At 69.2% G+C, this 17,571-nt stretch carries 13 protein-coding genes and 1 other RNA gene; 5 read left to right on the top strand and 9 right to left on the bottom strand.

Annotated elements, in window-relative coordinates:
- Window positions 1–951: a hypothetical protein gene (locus tag ACQP1K_RS06275; protein WP_433499921.1), complete on the bottom strand. Its 951-nt coding sequence runs from the start codon at window positions 949–951 to the stop codon at window positions 1–3.
- A gap of 227 nt (window positions 952–1,178) precedes the next feature.
- Here ACQP1K_RS06275 and ACQP1K_RS06270 point away from each other — a divergent pair, with 227 nt between their 5' ends.
- The 3 genes from ACQP1K_RS06270 to ACQP1K_RS06260 all read left to right on the top strand — a co-directional run bounded on the left by ACQP1K_RS06270 (window position 1,179) and on the right by ACQP1K_RS06260 (window position 3,944).
- Window positions 1,179–2,264 (top strand): S1C family serine protease, encoded by a 1,086-nt coding sequence (locus tag ACQP1K_RS06270; RefSeq protein ID WP_433499920.1) that lies wholly within the window; start codon window positions 1,179–1,181, stop codon window positions 2,262–2,264.
- Window positions 2,265–2,372: 108 nt separating this feature from the next.
- The gene (locus ACQP1K_RS06265) at window positions 2,373–2,783 is read left to right on the top strand and encodes an ester cyclase (protein ID WP_433499919.1); all 411 of its coding nucleotides are present in this window, start codon (window positions 2,373–2,375) and stop codon (window positions 2,781–2,783) included.
- A 111-nt stretch (window positions 2,784–2,894) separates the two neighbouring features.
- On the top strand, window positions 2,895–3,944 hold the full coding sequence (locus ACQP1K_RS06260; RefSeq protein WP_433499918.1) for an adenosine deaminase: 1,050 nt from the start codon (window positions 2,895–2,897) through the stop codon (window positions 3,942–3,944).
- 2 nt (window positions 3,945–3,946) lie between these two features.
- Here the strand turns inward: ACQP1K_RS06260 and ACQP1K_RS06255 are convergent, their stop codons facing one another.
- The 6 genes from ACQP1K_RS06255 to ftsE all read right to left on the bottom strand — a co-directional run bounded on the left by ACQP1K_RS06255 (window position 3,947) and on the right by ftsE (window position 9,446).
- A complete protein-coding gene (locus tag ACQP1K_RS06255) occupies window positions 3,947–4,537 on the bottom strand; it encodes a GntR family transcriptional regulator (protein WP_433499917.1) in 591 nt (196 codons plus the stop codon).
- A gap of 61 nt (window positions 4,538–4,598) precedes the next feature.
- Window positions 4,599–4,982, bottom strand: a transfer-messenger RNA (tmRNA) gene (gene ssrA / locus ACQP1K_RS06250).
- Between the two features lie 377 nt (window positions 4,983–5,359).
- Entirely contained in the window at window positions 5,360–7,288 is a 1,929-nt protein-coding gene (locus ACQP1K_RS06245) for a penicillin-binding transpeptidase domain-containing protein (protein ID WP_433499916.1), read from the bottom strand.
- A gap of 3 nt (window positions 7,289–7,291) precedes the next feature.
- Window positions 7,292–7,774 (bottom strand): SsrA-binding protein SmpB, encoded by a 483-nt coding sequence (gene smpB / locus ACQP1K_RS06240; RefSeq protein ID WP_433499915.1) that lies wholly within the window; start codon window positions 7,772–7,774, stop codon window positions 7,292–7,294.
- 68 nt (window positions 7,775–7,842) lie between these two features.
- Window positions 7,843–8,742: a permease-like cell division protein FtsX gene (gene ftsX, locus ACQP1K_RS06235; protein ID WP_433499914.1), complete on the bottom strand. Its 900-nt coding sequence runs from the start codon at window positions 8,740–8,742 to the stop codon at window positions 7,843–7,845.
- A gap of 14 nt (window positions 8,743–8,756) precedes the next feature.
- Window positions 8,757–9,446 carry a cell division ATP-binding protein FtsE gene (gene ftsE, locus ACQP1K_RS06230; protein ID WP_433499913.1) on the bottom strand — a complete coding sequence of 230 codons (690 nt, stop codon included), beginning with the start codon at window positions 9,444–9,446 and terminating at the stop codon, window positions 8,757–8,759.
- Between the two features lie 175 nt (window positions 9,447–9,621).
- Here ftsE and ACQP1K_RS06225 point away from each other — a divergent pair, with 175 nt between their 5' ends.
- Window positions 9,622–9,810: a hypothetical protein gene (locus tag ACQP1K_RS06225; protein ID WP_433499912.1), complete on the top strand. Its 189-nt coding sequence runs from the start codon at window positions 9,622–9,624 to the stop codon at window positions 9,808–9,810.
- Window positions 9,811–9,872: 62 nt separating this feature from the next.
- Here the strand turns inward: ACQP1K_RS06225 and prfB are convergent, their stop codons facing one another.
- Window positions 9,873–10,991 carry a peptide chain release factor 2 gene (prfB, locus tag ACQP1K_RS06220; protein WP_433499911.1) on the bottom strand — a complete coding sequence of 373 codons (1,119 nt, stop codon included), beginning with the start codon at window positions 10,989–10,991 and terminating at the stop codon, window positions 9,873–9,875.
- Between the two features lie 180 nt (window positions 10,992–11,171).
- On the opposite strand from prfB, the gene ACQP1K_RS06215 reads away from it, so the two are divergent.
- A complete protein-coding gene (locus ACQP1K_RS06215) occupies window positions 11,172–12,284 on the top strand; it encodes a hypothetical protein (protein WP_433499910.1) in 1,113 nt (370 codons plus the stop codon).
- A gap of 297 nt (window positions 12,285–12,581) precedes the next feature.
- On the opposite strand, the gene ACQP1K_RS06210 is transcribed toward ACQP1K_RS06215, so the two are convergent.
- Entirely contained in the window at window positions 12,582–17,549 is a 4,968-nt protein-coding gene (locus tag ACQP1K_RS06210; protein ID WP_433499909.1) for an NAD-glutamate dehydrogenase, read from the bottom strand.
- Window positions 17,550–17,571 lie beyond the last annotated feature (22 nt).

The raw sequence follows: 17,571 nt of genomic DNA, 5'->3' as shown, positions 1-17,571 counted from the left end.
TTAGATCGGGCTTATCGTCCAGGCCAGCATGTTCAGGTCGCGATAGCGTTCCGCGCGATCGTCCGGCACGGTGGCGAACAGCATCGCGGGCTTGCTCCTCCCCGTGCCCACGATCGCCACGATGGCCTGGGACGACCGCTGCTCGCCGTCGATCACGTAACGGACCCGATAACCCAGCAGCCAGCCCATGCCACGCCGTACCGGCTGGGACGCCGTCCAGGTCAGTTTGGCTCCCGGCGGCTGGTAGCGCAGCGACCACCTCGCCGCCCGGGCCGCGAGCCTGCGATAGTCGGCGTAGGCGGTCGGCGCGCCCGGAGCCCCCGGGTAGGGCGCCGAGCCGATCACCGCCTGCGGGTGCCGTACGGCACCGGCCCGCTGGACGGCCTCGAACGGCGCGAGTTTCGTCTCCCGCCACGGCGTACCGAACCTGGCGTAACTGATCCCCGCCTCGCGGTCGGTGACGTACGCGGCGACGGGGGTGCCGGGTCCGGGGTGGACGGGCATGTTCCGCCGGCTCGGCACCCTGGGAAGCGTGGGGAGCGCCGGGCGCGGCGACGGACTCGCCGAGGGAGTCACCGTGGGCGACCGTACCGCGCCGGCCGCCCCGCTCCCGGCGTCCCGCCTCGGCTTGTCGTCGGAGAAGACCAGGAAGACCAGCACGATCGCGATGACGGTCCCGATCACCGCGGCGATCGTGTACACGCCGCGTCGCGGCACATTCCGCACGGCGCGCACGGCCCGGCCCGCCATGCCGTGCTCCCGCCGGCCAGTCCCCACGGTGACGGCCCTGAATTCCTGCGTGCGAGCCAGATCCGCCAGAAGGGCGGACGACTCGGGCTCCGAGCGCTCCTCGGGACGTACGCGGGGAAGCGGCGTGGTATGCGCCTCATAGGAGCGAATGAAGGGCGTACCCCGCCCGTGCTCGGCCGGATCAGCACCGCCTTCCGCCATATCCGCAGATTAGCGGCATCGGCGGTGGATGGGTACGTCCCGGTCCGCATCCCCGGGAAATCCACGGACTTCTCGAAGACGCGATCGCCGGTCGCAACCCGCCCGCTTTCCGATCCGCGTGCCGATCCGCGTGCCGATTCACGGCGGGCGTACGGCTTCGGAATCGAGAGCGTCAATCACCGGCGCGTGCTCTGGTAGCCACTGCCGTTCTGGGTAGACAAGCCGCTATGGAGCTCTCACGGAAGGTCACCCGAACGGCGGCGGCGCTGGCGCTGGCCACGCTCACCGCATGCGGGGGCGGCGGCCTGGCGACCGACACCCCGGCGGCGCAGCAGACCACTCCCGCGACACCCGCTCCTCCCGCGGCCTCCCCCGCGCCCACGAGTCCGACGGACCTCGAGTCGGCCTACGAGCGCGTCATCAAGAAGGTGCTCCCGTCGACCGTGCAGATCACCACGGGCCGATCCCTGGGCTCGGGGATCATCTACGACACCGAGGGTCATATCGTGACAAACGCCCACGTAGTGGGCGACTCGCAGGAGTTCGACGTCACGCTCGCGACCGGCGGCAAGCCCCGGAAGGCGAAGCTCGTGAACACCTTCCCCGCCGGGGACCTGGCGGTCATCAAGGTCGACGACACCGCTGGCCTCACGCCGGCGTCCTTCGGCCGGTCGGCCGGCCTCCGGGTCGGACAGATCGTGCTCGCCATGGGCAATCCGCTCGGCTTCTCGGGCAGCGTGACCCAGGGCATCGTGTCGGCCCTCGGCCGTACCGTCTCGGGCGAGAGCAGCCAGGGCACTCCCGGGGCGACCATCTCCAACGCCATCCAGACCTCGGCCCCGATCAACCCGGGCAACAGCGGCGGCGCCCTCGTCGACCTGTCCGGAAAGGTCATCGGCATCCCGACGCTCGCGGCCGTCGACCCCGAGCTCGGCGCGGCGCCGGGCATCGGCTTCGCCATCCCCAGCGACACGGCCACCGACGTGGCCGACCAGATCATCAAGAACGGCCGGGTCGTCAACAGCCACCGGGCCGCGCTTGGCGTCCGCGTGGGCACGGCGGTCGACACCCAGGGCAACCCCATCGGTGTGGTCGTCGGCTCCGTCACCCCCGGCAGCGGCGCCGAGCAGGCGGGCATCACGCCCGGTGACGTGATCCGGAGCATCAACGACAAACCGACTCCGACGGCCAACGCGCTGTCCCAGCTGCTGGCCTCGTTGAAGCCGGGCGACAAGGTGACGGTCAAGCTGCTCCACCCCGATGGCGCCACGGCCACCGTCGACGTCGTCCTCGGCGAACTCCCCACCTCATAAGTCGTGTTTCAGCGCGGCGTAGGCGCATCTCGCCCGGGGAGTGCATCGTTGGTCTATACGGCGACAAGGATCGGAAGATCCCCAACTTGTGCCCTGGAAGGTGAGAACGTGACCGACGATCGAGAACCCGTCAGCGCCGCCGAGGTGCATCGCCGCCTGGTCGAGGCGTACGGAGACGTCCTAGCGGGCCGGCTCGACGAAGCCCTCGAGTTGATCGACCCGGATGTCGTCGATCACCGAGGTGGGATCTTCGGCGATTACCGCGGCAGGGAGGCCTGGCGGCGCACCTGGGAGAGCGTGGCGGAGAACGGCTTCCGCAACGTGTCGGTGACGATCGAGCAGAACGCCAGCGATGGCGAAATGTCGGTCAACCGGTACATCAGCCGCGGTGTCCACCGGGCGACCGGCCGCCACTACGAGATCCTCACCATCGACATGGTCCGGGTCCGCGGGGGACGGGTGGTCGAGCACTGGACTCTGCGCGACGTGGACGCGATGCGGGACCAGCTGACCCGGTGAGGCTCAGCATCGGAGGCCGCGGCGGGCCGTACGTGCGATCTTGACAAGTTGATGGGAGATAACCGGACTTCGACTGGTGGATCGCCGGGGCCGATTGTTACGGTCATCGGCGTGATCTCCCCCGAACTCACCCGGTTCATCGCCGGCCTGCCCAAGGCCGAGCTGCACGTACACCACGTCGGCGCCGCCTCACCCCGGATCGTCGCCGAGCTCGCGGCCCGCCACGAGGGGACCACCTCCGTGCCGGCCGACCCGGCCCTGCTCCGGTCGTTCTACGACTTCCGGGACTTCGACCACTTCATCGAGGTCTACCTGGCCGTCATGGACCTGGTCAGAAAGCCGGACGACCTGTGGTCGCTCATCCACGGCGTCGGCCGCGACATGGCCGAGCAGCGGATCCGCTACGCCGAGCTGACCATCACCCCCCAGCCCCACCTCGCCAGGGGCTTCGCGCCCGACGAGTTCTGCGAGATCATCGAAGACGCCCGCAGGAGGGTCGAGGCCGACTTCGGCACCGTGCTGCGCTGGTGCTTCGACATCCCCGGCCCCGACCTCGCCGTCGCCGACCAGACCCTGGCGGTGGCGCTCGACCAGCGTCCCGAGGGGCTGGTGAGCTTCGGACTGGGCGGTCCCGAGGCCGGCGTGCCGCGCGGCCGGTTCGCCCCGCACTTCGCCGCCGCCCGCGCCGCAGGGCTGCACTCGGCGCCGCACGCCGGGGAGGTGACCGACGCCAGGACGGTCTGGGAGGCCGTACGAGAGCTCGGCGCCGAGCGGATCGGACACGGCATCAGAAGCGTGACGGATCCCGTCCTGCTCGAATACCTGTCCGCCAACGAGATCGCGCTCGAGGTGTGCCCCACATCCAACGTCAGCACCGGGGCGGTCCCGAGCCTGGCCGATCACCCCCTGCCCGAGCTGGTCAAGGCCGGGGTGCCCGTCACGATCAACACCGACGACCCGCCGATGTTCCACACCACGCTGAACCAGGAGTACGCGGTGGCCGCCGATCTGCTCTCCCTCGACGCCGACGGGATCGCCGATCTGGCGCGGTCGGCCGTGCGCGCGTCCTTCCTCGGCCCGGAGGGAAAACGCGCCCTCCTCGCCGAGATCGACGCCTACACCGCCCGCCACGACCGGGGTCGCCGAGCCGAGGCGGGCTGACCTCAGAACTCGTCGGCGCCGGTCACCTGGGCGATGGGGAAGACGTGCCGGGAGGCGGCGCAGACGGTCTCCAGTGCGTGGATCGGGACGTCCTGGGTCGAGTGGCTGATCCGCAGGATCTCCACGACCCATTCGCCGTCGTCGAGTTCCAGGGTGCCGGCCTCCGACCCGGCGGGCGGCCGGGCGATCAAACGCTCCTCGGCCCACCCGAACCGGTGTCCCAGCGCCTCGATGCCCGCCTGCAGGCTCGGTCTGACGAAGTCCGGCTCGCACAGCGGCGTGCCGCCGAACACATCGAGCCGCAGATAGCTCGTGGCGATCCGCACCGGGACGTCGTCGGCGAGCAGCAGCTTGCGCCGCGCCACGACGTCCGTACCCGGCTCGACCCGCAGCGCCTCCGCCACGTACGGCCCGGCGGGCTCGGGGCCGACGTACAGCATCCGGCGGCCGGCGCGGACGCCCTGCCGCTCGGCCTCGGTCATGAACAACGACGCGGAAGACCGCACGGCCGGATCCGTGGGCAGTGCCCGCCTTACGATCACACGCCCGTCCTGCCCGTCCCTCCGGGCCCGACCCGCATCGAACTTCGCCACCCCGCGACTCTAAACCCTGGGCAGACGGAAACGCCCCCGCCGGGTGGGACGGGGGCGCCGCTGGTGGAGGTGGCGGGAATCGAACCCGCGTCCTTCAGCACCAAGACAGGGCTTCTCCGGGTGCATCCTGTTTCGATTTTCTCGGCCCCGGTGATCTCACAGGCGAGTCGCCGACGGGCCCAGTCACTGTTTGGTTTCCCGAACGACCCCGTGACCGGGTCGGCCGGTTGAGCCTCCTAGCGATGTCAGATCCGGGCCGGAGGCACTCCCGGGCTGACAGAGGTCTCGCTGGTTAGGCAGCGAGAGCCAGGGAACCCTGGCTAGCCTCAGTGCGCGTGTTATTGGCACTTATTTCTTCGCGGTCACAGTGTTAACGGGGTTATGTCCGCAGTCCCCGACCCGCTTCCCCTGACTTGCAGTACCGAAGTCGAAACCGGTCACCCCCTGCGAAAGAACACAGCTGTTCAGTTGTCGACCCGCATCCCCGCCGGCCGTTCCCTTGACAGGGCCGATCGCCGTCGAATGCGGGCGTGCTCAGTCTAGCTGTGACAACGCCCGGCGCGCGAGCGAGATTCCCTCCAGGCTCGTTCAAAGGGGCGTTCGGGAGGGCCGCCGGTACGGCGAAGCCCCCGGAACGTGGCGTTACGCGCACGTCCCGGGGGCCGACCGGCAGGGTCGAGCCGGTCCGGACGGCAGGGCTCCCCCCGAGATGGAGCCCTGGTCTCATCACGGCGACTGAGCCCGCAACCCCCCAAGCGGTGCCCAGTCACCTAGAAAGACGCAGGGGAGGCCGCCTGAGGTTGCTCGCGGGCCGAAAATTCTTCAGCGGGTGTCCGGCAGGCCCCGGAAGAACGTCCCGGCGATCGCGGAAGCCGCCGCCGTGTCGGCGTTCTCGGCGAGTACGGCCACCGCCACGTCGTCCTGCCAGCCCACGAACCACGCCAGGTTCACCCGCTGCTTCTTCTCCACGCGGGTGGTCTGGGCGGCCACGCCGTACACCTCTCCGCCGGGGGCGTCGGCGCCGCGGGCCGCGCCGGAGGTGACCCCGGCGCGCATCAGCGCGCGCAGCTTGACGATGGTGGTGGCGTCGAGCGTGATGGGCTGCGGCCGGCCCGGCTGCGGTCCCTCGGGCAGGGTCCCGGACGAGGATCGGGGGACGGTCTCCGTCGGCGAGGTGACCAGCACCGGCGGCCGCCACGTCCCGGAGTCGACCGCCGCGGCCACGAGAGCCATCGTCAGCGGGCTCACCTCCGTGGTCTGCCCGGCGATGACCCTGGCTACGGCGGCGTCGCTGTTCGCGTTGGGGACGGAACCGCTGAACGTCCTGAGCGGCAGCCCCCACTCCGAGCCGATCCCGAACTGTGACGCCGTCGCGCTCAGCGACCGTCCGTTGATCCGCCGGGCCATCGAGGCGAGGGCGGTCACGCAGCCCTCGGCGAAGTCCGTACGGAACGTGGGCGTGACGAGCCCGACGACGCCCGGCTGCTGGAACCGCGCGCCGCCCACCGTGCGGTCGGCGCTGCACGGCACCCGCTGCATCGGATCGAGGCCCCCCTTGAGCAGACCGGCGGCCGCGATGATCGAAAACGTCGTGCCGGCCGGATACTTGCCGGCGAGTGCGTCCTTCTCCTGGTGGAGACCGTTCGTGGACACGGCGAGGATCTCCCCGGTGGAGCTCTTGACGGCGACGAGCGCCGACGACCGTACGGCGGCCACCGCGGTGTCGCCCGCGCTCTGGGCCGCGCTGTCGAGGGTCGTCTGCACCGGCATCGCCTTGCGTACCGGCCGCCAGGCCTTGAGCTCCTTGACCTGCTTGCCGGTCCGGCTGTCGAGGATGACGACGCTGGTCTCGGTCGAGCCGGTCAGCTGATCCTGGTAGGCCCGCTGCAGGCCGTCGCGGCCGACCGAGTCGCCCGCCCGCTGGGGACCGCCGAGCTGCTGCTCGGCCTCGGGGGTGATCGCGCTGACCCGTCCCACGATCTGCACCGGCGACTTCGGCGCGACCGGCGGATTGTCGGTGACGATGTCGATGCCGCTGATCGCCCGCAGCTTGTCCTTGATCTGGGCGAACTTGGTGCGTCCGAACGTCGCGAGCGGGACGAAGTCCTGTGGCGGCGACGAGAGGATCCGGCTGAGCAGGCGGTCCTGGGCGAAGCCGGTGACCCGCGACAGCTCGTCGCACAGCCGGTCGGGGTCCTTGATCTTCGCCGGATAGACCCCGGCCACGTAGAGGATCGTCCCGTCCTGCAGCGGATTGCCGTCCCGGTCGAGGATCGGCTTACGGCCCTCGGGCCTGGTCGCGACCGCCAGGCGCTGCCCGTCGTGCAGGTCGGGATGGATCACGCTCGGCGACCAGCGGACCTTCCACTTCCCGTCGACCACGTGCAGCGGCAGCGCGCCGTCGTACTCCCAGAGGGGGTTGTTCTCCCCCAGGTCGACCTCGGCGTGGTAGTCGGCCCTGGCGGTGTCGCCGTCACGGGTGATCCCCTTCACCCGGAAGCGGATCGAGGCGGCGTCGAGTTGCAGCCGGGCGTTCTCCAGCGCCTCGCGCACGACCGCCTGGTCGCCGTCGGCACGCTTGGCGGCCTCACGGTACTTCCCGGTCTCCCAGCCGACGAGGAAGTCCCGCACGGCCTCGTGCGGTGACGATTCCTCGAAGCACGCCGTCAGCAGAGGCATCGTCAGTCCCAGCGCGAGCGCGGCGCGTACGGCTCGCGCGCGGGCGGTGGTCGCGGACACGGGTCGGGACACGACCTAACGGCCTCCCCGGCGGCGGACCGCGTTCGACATGGCCCTGGCCATCTCCCTGTCGGCCTGCTTCTCCAGCAGGGTCTGACGCTTGTCGTAGTCCTTCTTGCCCCGCGCCACGCCTATCTCGATCTTGGCTCGGCCGTCCTTGAAGTACAGCGCCAGCGGGATCAGGGTCAGGCCGCGCTCCCGCAGCGTCGCCTGCAGCTTGCTGATCTCCTTGCGGTGCAGCAGCAGCTTGCGTGTGCGCCGCGCCGCGTGATTGGTCCAGGTGCCCTGGCTGTACTCGGGGATGTACACGTTGATCAACCAGGCCTCGCCGTCCTGCATCGAGGCATAGCCGTCGGTGAGGTTGGCCTTGCCGGCGCGCAGCGACTTCACCTCGGTTCCGGTCAGCACGAGACCGGCCTCGTAGGTGTCCTCGATGAAGTAGTCGTGCCTGGCACGCTTGTTCTGGGCGATCAGCTTGCGCCCGGTCTCACGTGGCATACAGGGAGCCTACCGTCGGCGCGGCGAGCGGCGTCGCCGCGCGCGGTCGGGTGCCTGCCCGTACGTTTTCACACCCGGAGGTAGCGGCGCAGGGTGACGAAGGAGGCGAGGATACAGATCACCACGCCGACCACCATCGTGAACGTGATCACCCCGGCGAGGGTGTCCCAGCCGAGCGGCTGTGCCATGTACGACTGGATCCCGTCGAAGATGAGGATCTTCGTGATGATCAGCAGGACGGCCGCGCAGACGCCGCCGATCAGACCGGCGATCACGCCCTCCATGACGAACGGCAACTGGATGTAGAGGTTGGACGCGCCGACCAACCGCATGATCCCGGTCTCCCGCCGGCGGTTGTACGCCGACAGCCGTACCGTGTTGGCGATCAGCAGGGTGGCCGCGATCACCATGATGATGGCCACGCCGAGCGCCATCCACTGCAGCTTGCCGAGGAAGCCGAAGTAGGTGTCGAGGATCTCCCGCTGGTTCACGATGTTGGCGATCCCGGCCTGTCCCGACAGGGCGTTCACGACGGCCTGGGAATTGTCCGGATCCTTGAGCTTGACCCGGAACGAGTCGGGCAGGTCGCTGGCCTGGATCACGGTCAGGAAGACCTTGTTGTTCGGCTGCTCCTTGAAGTTCTCGTACGCCGCCTTCTGATCCTCGTACTCGACCTTGGCCACCTCCGGCAGACCCTCGATCGTCTGCTGAAGCTGTGTCTTCTGCGCCTGGTTGAGCGTGGGCTTGCCCTTGCACGTCTCGAAGGCGCTGTCCTTCTGACAGAGGAAGACCGACAGCTCGACCTTGTCGGTCCAGTAGTTGGTCATCGTCGAGACCTGTGAGTTGATCATCAGCCCGATGCCGAGCAACGCCATGCCGACGGCGACGGTCACGATGACCGCGATGGTCATCGTGAGGTTGCGGCGAAGGCCGATCCAGACCTCGGAGAAGATGAAGTTGGCCCGCATGGTCCCAGTTACTCCTAATAAGCCTGGCCGTACACGCCGCGTGACTGATCGCGGACGATCTTGCCGTCCTCCAGCTCCACCACGCGCTTGCGCATGGAGTCGACGATGGCGGCGTCGTGCGTCGCCATGAGCACGGTGGTACCGGTCCTGTTGATGCGGTCGAGCACCTTCATGATGCCGATGCTGGTCGCGGGGTCGATGTTCCCGGTGGGCTCGTCGGCCAGGAGGATCATCGGCCGGTTGACGAAGGCGCGAGCCATCGCGACCCGCTGCTGCTCTCCGCCGGACAGTTCCTCGGGCATGCGGTGCGCCTTGCCCTCAAGCCCCACGAGCTCGATCACCTCGGGCACCACCTTGCGGATGAACCGGCGTGGCTTCCCGATGACCTCCAGCGCGAACGCCACGTTCTCGTACACGTTCTTCTTCGGCAGCAGCCGGAAGTCCTGGAAGACGCAGCCTATGCGGCGGCGCAAATGGGGAACCTTGAAGTTGGACAGCCGCGCGAGGTCCTTGCCGGCCACGTGGATCGTGCCGGCGTTGGGCCGCTCCTCCTTCAGGACGAGCCGGAGGAAGGTGGACTTCCCCGAACCTGAGGGGCCGACCAGGAACACGAACTCGCCCTTTTCGACGTCCACGCTCACGTGGTCGAGGGCGGGCCGGTTTTGGTTCGCGTAGACCTTGGTGACATTATCGAAATGGATCACGGGCGCATCACGGCAAGCCAGTCTAGGGGGTGGGACATCCGGTTCCGGGGTCGTCGATCACTTGACGATCGACGTTCCGGTTGGCCAGAGGCCAGTCTAGGGGTAACACTGGCATGGAACGTCCATAACGGAAACAAAACAATTAGGCCTTGGGTAGTGGGGCGGTAAAACTGCTATGAGCTGCGAACATCTGATCTGCGCGGCGTGCGCCGGCCCCGTGGTGGAGGGCCGATGCCCCGTCTGCCGGGAGGGCCGCGCCAAGGTTCACCGCCACGGTTTCGGGAACCTTTCGCCCATTATCATCACACTGATCGTGCTGCTGGCGATGGCCCTGCTGGCGTTCGAGCACATCGGCGGCTACTAGGACACAGATCATGCCGGCGCGACGGCGCCGGCACGGCCGCCGACGCCGGCGGGCAGGGCCCGCTACTGGACGCCGTCGCTCTCCTGGCGGCGCATCCAGCGGATCTCGCCCTCGATGAACTCGTCGAGATCGCCGTCGAGAACGGCGCTGGGGTTGCCCGCCTCGACGCCCGTGCGCAGGTCCTTGACGATCTGGTAAGGGTGCAGGACGTAGTTGCGGATCTGCGTGCCCCAGGAGGTCGTCGACTCGCCCCGCAGTTCGTTCATCGCCGCGGCCTCCTCCTGACGCTTGCGCTCCAGCAGCTTGGCCTGGAGGACCGCCATCGCCGTCGCGCGGTTCTGCAGCTGGGAGCGCTCGTTCTGACATGAGACCACGATGCCGCTCGGGATGTGGGTGATCCGTACGGCCGAGTCCGTGGTGTTCACGCCCTGGCCGCCCGGTCCCGACGACCGGTAGACGTCGACGCGCAGCTCGTCCTCGTTGATGTCGATGTGATCGGTCTGCTCGACGACAGGCACCACGTCCACACCGGCGAACGAGGTCTGACGGCGGCCCTGGTTGTCGAACGGGCTGATCCGGACCAGCCGGTGGGTGCCGTGCTCGCCCCTCAGCGTGCCGTACGCGTAGGGAGCCTTCACCGTGAAGGTGGCGGACTTGATGCCCGCCTCCTCGGCATAGGACGTCTCGTAGACCTCGGTGGGGTGACCCTTGCGCTCCGCCCACCGCAGATACATACGGAGCAGCATCTGCGCCCAGTCGGCGGCGTCGACCCCGCCGGCCTGTGAGTTGATGGTGACCAGCGCCTCACGGGAGTCGTACTCCCCGGACAGCAGCGTGCGCACCTCCAGGGCCCCTATGTCGGACCTGAGCGCGCTCAGCTCCCGCCCGGCCTCGGCCAGCGCGTCCTCGTCACCCTCCTCGGCCGCCAGCTCGAACAGGACCGGCAGGTCCTCAAGGCGGCGGGCCAGGTCGCAGACCCGGTTGACCTCGCCCTGCAGGTGCGACAGCCTGCTGGTGACACGCTGGGCCTGCTCCGGGTCGTTCCACAGATCGGGCGCGGCAGCCTGCTCCTCCAACTCGGCGATCTGCTTGCGCATCGCGTCGAGGTCGAGCACGTCCTGAATGCTCTTCAGGGTGCCGGTAAGCTCGTTGATCTCTTCGGCTGGATCGATGACTGCCACGTCTGTAAAGGGTACGCGAACGGCGGACCCGCTCGGGTCGCACCTCCGGCCCACGGCCGGGAAGTGTCCGCCCGAGCCGTACGGCGTGGCGGCGAGAGAAGCGGTGGCGGTGGGCGACGGCTCGAACACGGCATGATTCGTGACCAAGCCATAGCATGTGGAGCGGATATGGGGGGTGGCGTGGACGGGATCGTTCGAAACGCGCTCGCCCATGCCGTCGCCCGCGTCGCCGCACCGTTTCTCGCCTTGGGGCTGCTCGGCGTGGCCGGCTGCTCCGGCGCCGGACCGGCGGAGCCCGGCGAACCGGCCGGGACCGTGTCCCCCAGTCCGGCGGCCGCCGTCTCCAGCGTCCCGGCGGCCACCCCCTCCCCCAGTCCCCAGCCCCCCGCCGTGACGCCGGACGAGGCGCGTGAGGCGCTCGACACGTTCCTGGCCACCGACCGGGTGGTCCGCGCGGCCCAGGCCGACCGGTGGACGCTCTCCCTGACCAGGGACGGCCGGCGCCCCATCACGGTCGCGCAGCTCCACTCCCGCTCGGCCAAGGCGTTCCGATACACCTGGCGGCATCCCGAGGTGTTCGTGCCGCGGCAGCGGCCGGGGGGCTCGCCCCAGTGGTTCGCGGCGACGGCCGAGCGGCGGGACGCCTCCGGCCGGTCGCGCATCGTCATGCTGACCTTCGCCCGGGCCGGCGCGGGCTCGCCCTGGCAGAACAGCTCCGAGTCCCTGCTCTACGAGGGCGAGGAGCCGCCCGAGGTGGCCGTCGACGAGGAGGGCTACGCGACGGCACTGGACCCGCGCGACCAGAGCGTGGCGGTCAGCCCGAACCTCCTGGGCCCCCTGCACGCGACCGTCGCGGAGGAGGGGTCCAAGGGCTTCGCCTCGGCGCTGATCGCCGCCGGCCCGCACACCACCGGCTTCTCCGCCGACATCGAGGCCACCAGGCAGGAGGCCCAGGGCCGCGACTGCATGAGCTACAACTCGATCTTCGCCGTGGGGACGAACTACCCGATCTATTCCCTGCGGACGGCGGACGGTGGCGCGCTCGTCTTCTACACCCTGGTGCGCACCTCCACCTGGTCGACCGATCCCGGCCTCAAGTGCGGCAAGGGCCGGCCGGTGGAGATCCCCCGGGAGGCCCGGTGGCTGCTGACCACCGAGGACGTACAGATATACGGCAAGCGCCGCATCCAGGAGACCCAGCAGTACGTGACCGCCGTACCGCCCAAGACCTCGACGGCCCCCGTGCACGTCATCGGCTACGAGGGCGCCGTCACCGAGGCCTCCAACAGTTGATCTCCCCCACCCCACCCCCCTTGCCCGTGATCTTGTAGTTACTGGCAGACAGCCCCGCCCACCTGCGCGACCCCCCTTCGTGATCTTGCAGTTTCTCGCACAGACCCCGGTCCACCTGCGGTTTCATCTTCCGTGATCTTGCAGTGCAAGATCACGGAAGATGTTCACCCTGGTCAACCGGGCTGTCTGCGAGTTTCTGCAAGATCACGAAACGGGTTTCGGCAGGTCAGCAACCCTCCGTGCAAGTAATTGCAAGATCACGGCGGGGGGAAGGGGGGAGTGGGGGTGGGGGGGTGATCACGCTCCTGCCTGTGGGAGCTTGCTGGACGAGACCAGGGTCCGTACGGCACGCAGGGCCACGGAGAGCGTGGCGAGATCGAAGGTGTCGCTCTCCCAGATCTCCGACAGCGTCTGGCGTGCCCGCTTGACGGCGGCCTGGTTGGCCTCGGTCCAGTGGGCCAGCCGCTCCTCCGGGGACAGCCCGGGCTCACTGTGTATCAGCACGTCGCGGGTGAGCGCCGCGTGTGCCGAGTACAGGTCGTCGCGCAGCGCGGCGCGGGCGATCGAGTTCCACCGGGTGTTCCTGGGCAGCGCTATCACCCGCTCGCGCAGGCGGGCGATCTGCAGCCGATCGGCGAGATCGAAGTAGACCTCGGCCACCTCGTCGACCGGCCTTCCGGTGAAGGCGGCGGTCTCGACCAGGTCGAACGTGGAGTAGGCGGGCACCATGGCGGCGACCCGCTCGGCCAGTTCGTCCGGCACGCCGCGGAGGGTGAAGGAATCCCTGCGTTCCTCGTAGGCCGACAGATCCGACCCGGTCAGCAGCTTCGGCAGGTGCGGCAGCAGGTCCCTCGCGCCGTCCAGGAAGACCTTGCCCGTGGAGGCGAGGTCGAGCGGCGGCCTGCGGTTGCCGAGCAGCCAGCGGGTGCCGCGCTCGGACAGCTTGCGCGCCTCGAACAGCATGGCGAGCCGGGTGGCGCTGTCCACGTCGTGGTCGAGCGCCTCTATCTGGCGGACGAAACCGGGCAGATCGAACACCTCGCGGGTCACCAGGTACGCCCGCACGATGTCGGGCGCCGAGGCCCCGGTCTCCTCGGCGAAGCGGAACACGAAGCTCGTCCCGCCGAAGTTGACCACGTCGTTCACCACGCCCGTGGTTATGATCTCCCGCCGCAGCGGGTGGGTGTCCATGTACGTACGGAACCGTTCCCGCAGCGGGGTCGGGAAGTACGACACGAGCCAGGACGCGAGGTACGGATCGTCCGGGATATCCGACTGGAGCAGCTCGGCGTCCACCATGAGCTTGGTGTAGGCGAGCAGCACGGCGAACTCGGGACCGGTCAGACCGAGCCCGGCCTGACGACGCTCGGCGAGCGCCTTGTCCGATGGCAGGAACTCCAGTTCCCGGTTGAGCAGGCCGGCCCGCTCCAGCCGCCGCACGTACCGCGCGTGGATGTGCAGCATCTCGGGGGCCTGGGCGCGGGCCGCCGCGAGCACCACGTTCTGGGCGTGGTTGTCCTCCAGCACCAGCCGGCCGACCTCTCCCGTCATGTCCAGGAAGAGCCGGTTGCGCTGCTCGGCGGTCATCTGGCCGTCGCGTACGACCTGGTCGAGCAGGATCTTGATGTTGACCTCGTGGTCGGAGGTGTCCACGCCGGCGGAGTTGTCGATGAAATCGGTGTTGATCAGGCCGCCGTTCAGCGCGAACTCTATCCGGGCGAGCTGGGTGAAGCCGAGGTTGCCCCCCTCGCCGACCACCCTGCAGCGCAGATCGGCCCCGTTGATCCGTACCGGGTCGTTGGCCTTGTCGCCGACGTCGGCGTGGGTCTCCGACGTCGCCTTGACGTAGGTGCCGATGCCGCCGTTCCAGAGCAGGTCGACGGGGGCCCTGAGGATGGTGCTGATCAGATCGTTCGGCGCGAGGGAGCCGACCCCGTCGGGGATGCCGAGCGCCGCTCCCATCTGGGGGGAGATCGGGATCGCCTTGGCGGTGCGCGGCCAGACCCCGCCGCCCGCCGAGATCAGCGCGCGGTCGTAGTCGTCCCACGAGCTGCGCGGCAGCTCGAACAGCCGCCGCCGCTCGGCGAAGCCGCCGGCCGCGTTCGGCGAAGGGTCGACGAAGACGTGCCGGTGGTCGAAGGCGGCCACCAGCCTGATGTGCTCGGACAGGAGCATGCCGTTGCCGAACACGTCACCGGACATGTCGCCGATGCCGACCACGGTGAAGTCGGTGGTCTGCACGTCGACGCCCAGGCTCCTGAAGTGGTGCTTCACCGACTCCCAGGCACCGCGCGCGGTGATGCCCATCCCCTTGTGGTCGTAGCCGACCGAACCGCCGGAGGCGAAGGCGTCACCGAGCCAGAAGCCGTAGTCCCTGGCCACGCCGTTGGCGATGTCGGAGAACTTCGCCGTGCCCTTGTCAGCGGCCACCACCAGGTAGGTGTCGTCGCCGTCGTGCCGTACGACATCCGGCGGCGGCACGACCTCGCCCGCCACCAGGTTGTCGGTGACGTCGAGCAGGCCGGAGATGAACTGGCGGTAGCAGGTGACGCCCTCGGCCATCAGTTCGTCCCGGCCCACGGGCGGGCGCTTCACGACGAAGCCGCCCTTCGAGCCGGTCGGCACGATGACGGTGTTCTTCACCATCTGCGCCTTGACCAGGCCGAGGATCTCCGTACGGAAGTCCTCCATCCGGTCCGACCAGCGCAGGCCGCCGCGGGCGACCTGCCCGAACCGCAGGTGCACGCCCTCGACACGCGGGGAGTAGACGTAGATCTCGTACTTCGGCCGCGGCAGCGGCAGCACGCTGATCGCCTGCGAGTCGAACTTCAGCGACAGGTACGGCTTGCGCCTGCCGGAGACGAACCGGCTGCCCGCTGCGCCGGTCTCACGGCCCTCGGCGCCGTCGGACTGGAAGGCGTTCGTCCGCAGCGTCGCCTCGATCATCTCGAGATAGGCACGCAGTATGCGGTCCTCGTCGAGTGAGGCCACCTCGTCCAGCGAGGCCAGCACCTCCTCCCGGAGCGCGTCGCAGACCTCCGCCCTGGCCTCCTCGGGGCGGCGCGGATCGTGGCGGGCCTCGAAGAGCCGCACCAGCAGCCGGGCCAGCCGCACGTTGCCGAGCAGCACCTTCTCGATGTAGGCCTGGCTGAACGTGGTCCCGGCCTGCCGCAGATACTTCGCGTACGCCCGCAGGATCTCGGCCTGCTCCCACGACAGTCCGGCGGCGAGCACGAGCGCGTTGAAGCCGTCGTTCTCCACCTCGTCGCGCCACAGCACCGCGAAAGCGTCCTGGAACAGCCGCTTGAAGTCGCCGCTGGTCACCTCGTCCGAGGGGGTGTAGCGCAGCCCGAAGTCGTAGATCCAGGCGTCCCGGGTGTCGCCGTCGTGAGCTCGGCCGATCTTGTACGGACGTTCGTCGACGACCTCGACGCCCATCCGCTCGAGCAGCGGCAGCGCCCGGGACAGCGAGACCGGGGCGCCCAGCCGGTAGAGCTTGAACCTGCGCTCGCCGTCGGCGGCGCCCTCCGGCTCGTACAGATCCATCCCGACATCGGCGGGATCGTCGGAGATCTGCTCCAGCCGCTTCAGGTCGGCGACGGCCGTACGCGCCGGGAAGTCGGCCTTGTACCCCTCCGGGAAGGCGGTGCCGTACCAGCGCAGCAGGCTCGGCGCCTCCTCCCTCGAGCACAGCTCCTGGATGGCGGCGGCGAGATCGTCCTCCCAGGAGCGCGTGGTGGCCGCCAGCCGCGCCTCCAGTTCCTCGACGTCGGCGGGCAGCGCTCCCAGCCGTGTGCCGCGCTCGCCGCGGATCACCACGTGCAGCCGGGCCAGCGCCTGTTCTCCTATCATCGCGCTGTAGTCCAGCGTGGTGCCGCCGAGCGTCTCCAGCAGGATCGCCTGCATCTGCAGCCGCACCTTCGTGGTGTAGCGGTCGCGCGGCAGGAAGATCAGGCACGAGATGTAGCGGCCGTAGTCGTCACGGCGCAGGAAGAGCTTGACCTGCTTGCGCTCGCGCAGCCGCAGCACGCCGAGCGCGACCGGCAGCAGCTCGTCCACCGTGATCTGGAACAGCTCGGCGCGCGGATAGGTCTCCAGCGTCTCGATCAGGTCCATGCCGTCGTGACCGTCCGGGGACAGCCCCGCCCGGTCGAGCACATCGGCGAGCTTGCGCCGCAGCACGGGGATCCGCGAGATCGACTCGTTGTAGGCGTCATAGGTGAACAGCCCGAGGAACCGGCGTTCGCCGATCACCTCTCCCTCGGGGGAGAAGAGCTTCACTCCGACGTAGTCGAGGTAGTCGGGGCGGTAGACGGTGGCCCGGCTGTTGCCCTTGGTGACGATCATCACCTGCTTCTCGCGGGCCTTGGCGCGCAGCTCGGGCGGCATCGCGGCGAAGCTGTCCGAGCCGGTTCTGTCGGCACGCAGGATGCCGAGCCCGGTGCCGGTCACCGCACGCAGGCTCTCGCCCTCCTCTACCTGCTCCAGGCGGTACTCCCGGAACCCGAGGAACGTGTAGTTCCCGTCGGCGAGCCAGCGCAGCAGCTCGACGCTGTCGTCGACCCCGGCACGTTCCAACGGCGGCGGATCCGCGGCCAGTTCGTCGGCGGTCCGTACGGCCAGGGCCCGCATCTTGGCGAAGTCCTCGACGGCGCTGCGGACGTCCAGCAGCACCCGCTGCAGGTCGCCTTCGAGCCGCGTGAGAACGTCCGGGTCGGCCTGCCGGTCGATCTCGATGTGGATCCACGACTCGCGCAGCATCTGGCCGGTGACGCGGTCCTGGCTCGGGCCGAGGAGCGCCCCTGTCATGTCGCGGCGCACCGGCATCTGCGGATGCGCGATCAGGTGGGTGCCCAGCCCGGAGCGCTCCAGTTCCATCGTCACCGAGGCGACCAGGAACGGCATGTCGTCGGTGACGATCTGGACGACCGAGTGGCCGGGGTCCCAGCCGCATTCTTCGGGGGACGGGTTGAACACCCGGACGAGGGCGCGCCCCTGCGGCCGGTGCTCGGCGAGCCGGCGCTGGGCCATCGCGGGCCCGAAGACGTTCGCGGGGTCACGGTCGGCCAGGTCATCCGGGGGGACGTGCATGTAGTACTGGCGGAGAAAGACCAGTGCGTCCTCGGCGTGCATCCGGGGCGTACCGGTGTCCCGCGTTCCCGGCGACTGGGCGCATCTGTCCGCCCACTTGTCGGCGGCGGTGCGGAGAATCCGATCCAGGACCGTATCCGGCTCGTTCCCGTTGACCGGCGTATCGAGCGACATGTCGCTTACTCACTCCTTCGTG

Origin of the sequence: Sphaerimonospora sp. CA-214678, from assembly GCF_050942215.1 — a bacterium.
Taxonomy (GTDB): Bacteria; Actinomycetota; Actinomycetes; order Streptosporangiales; family Streptosporangiaceae; genus Sphaerimonospora.
The sequence above is the reverse complement of the archived record's forward strand: the minus strand, read 5'-3'. Positions and strand labels throughout refer to the sequence as shown.

Bases quoted from the DNA above. Each gene is read 5' to 3' on its own strand.
- ACQP1K_RS06210 (WP_433499909.1), bottom strand. From the start codon at position 17,549: ATGTCGCTCGATACGCCGGTCAACGGGAACGAGCCGGATACGGTCCTG.
- ftsX (WP_433499914.1), bottom strand. From the start codon at position 8,742: ATGCGGGCCAACTTCATCTTCTCCGAGGTCTGGATCGGCCTTCGCCGC.
- ACQP1K_RS06225 (WP_433499912.1), top strand. From the start codon at position 9,622: ATGAGCTGCGAACATCTGATCTGCGCGGCGTGCGCCGGCCCCGTGGTG.
- ACQP1K_RS06270 (WP_433499920.1), top strand. From the start codon at position 1,179: ATGGAGCTCTCACGGAAGGTCACCCGAACGGCGGCGGCGCTGGCGCTG.
- ACQP1K_RS06275 (WP_433499921.1), bottom strand. From the start codon at position 951: ATGGCGGAAGGCGGTGCTGATCCGGCCGAGCACGGGCGGGGTACGCCC.
- smpB (WP_433499915.1), bottom strand. From the start codon at position 7,774: ATGCCACGTGAGACCGGGCGCAAGCTGATCGCCCAGAACAAGCGTGCC.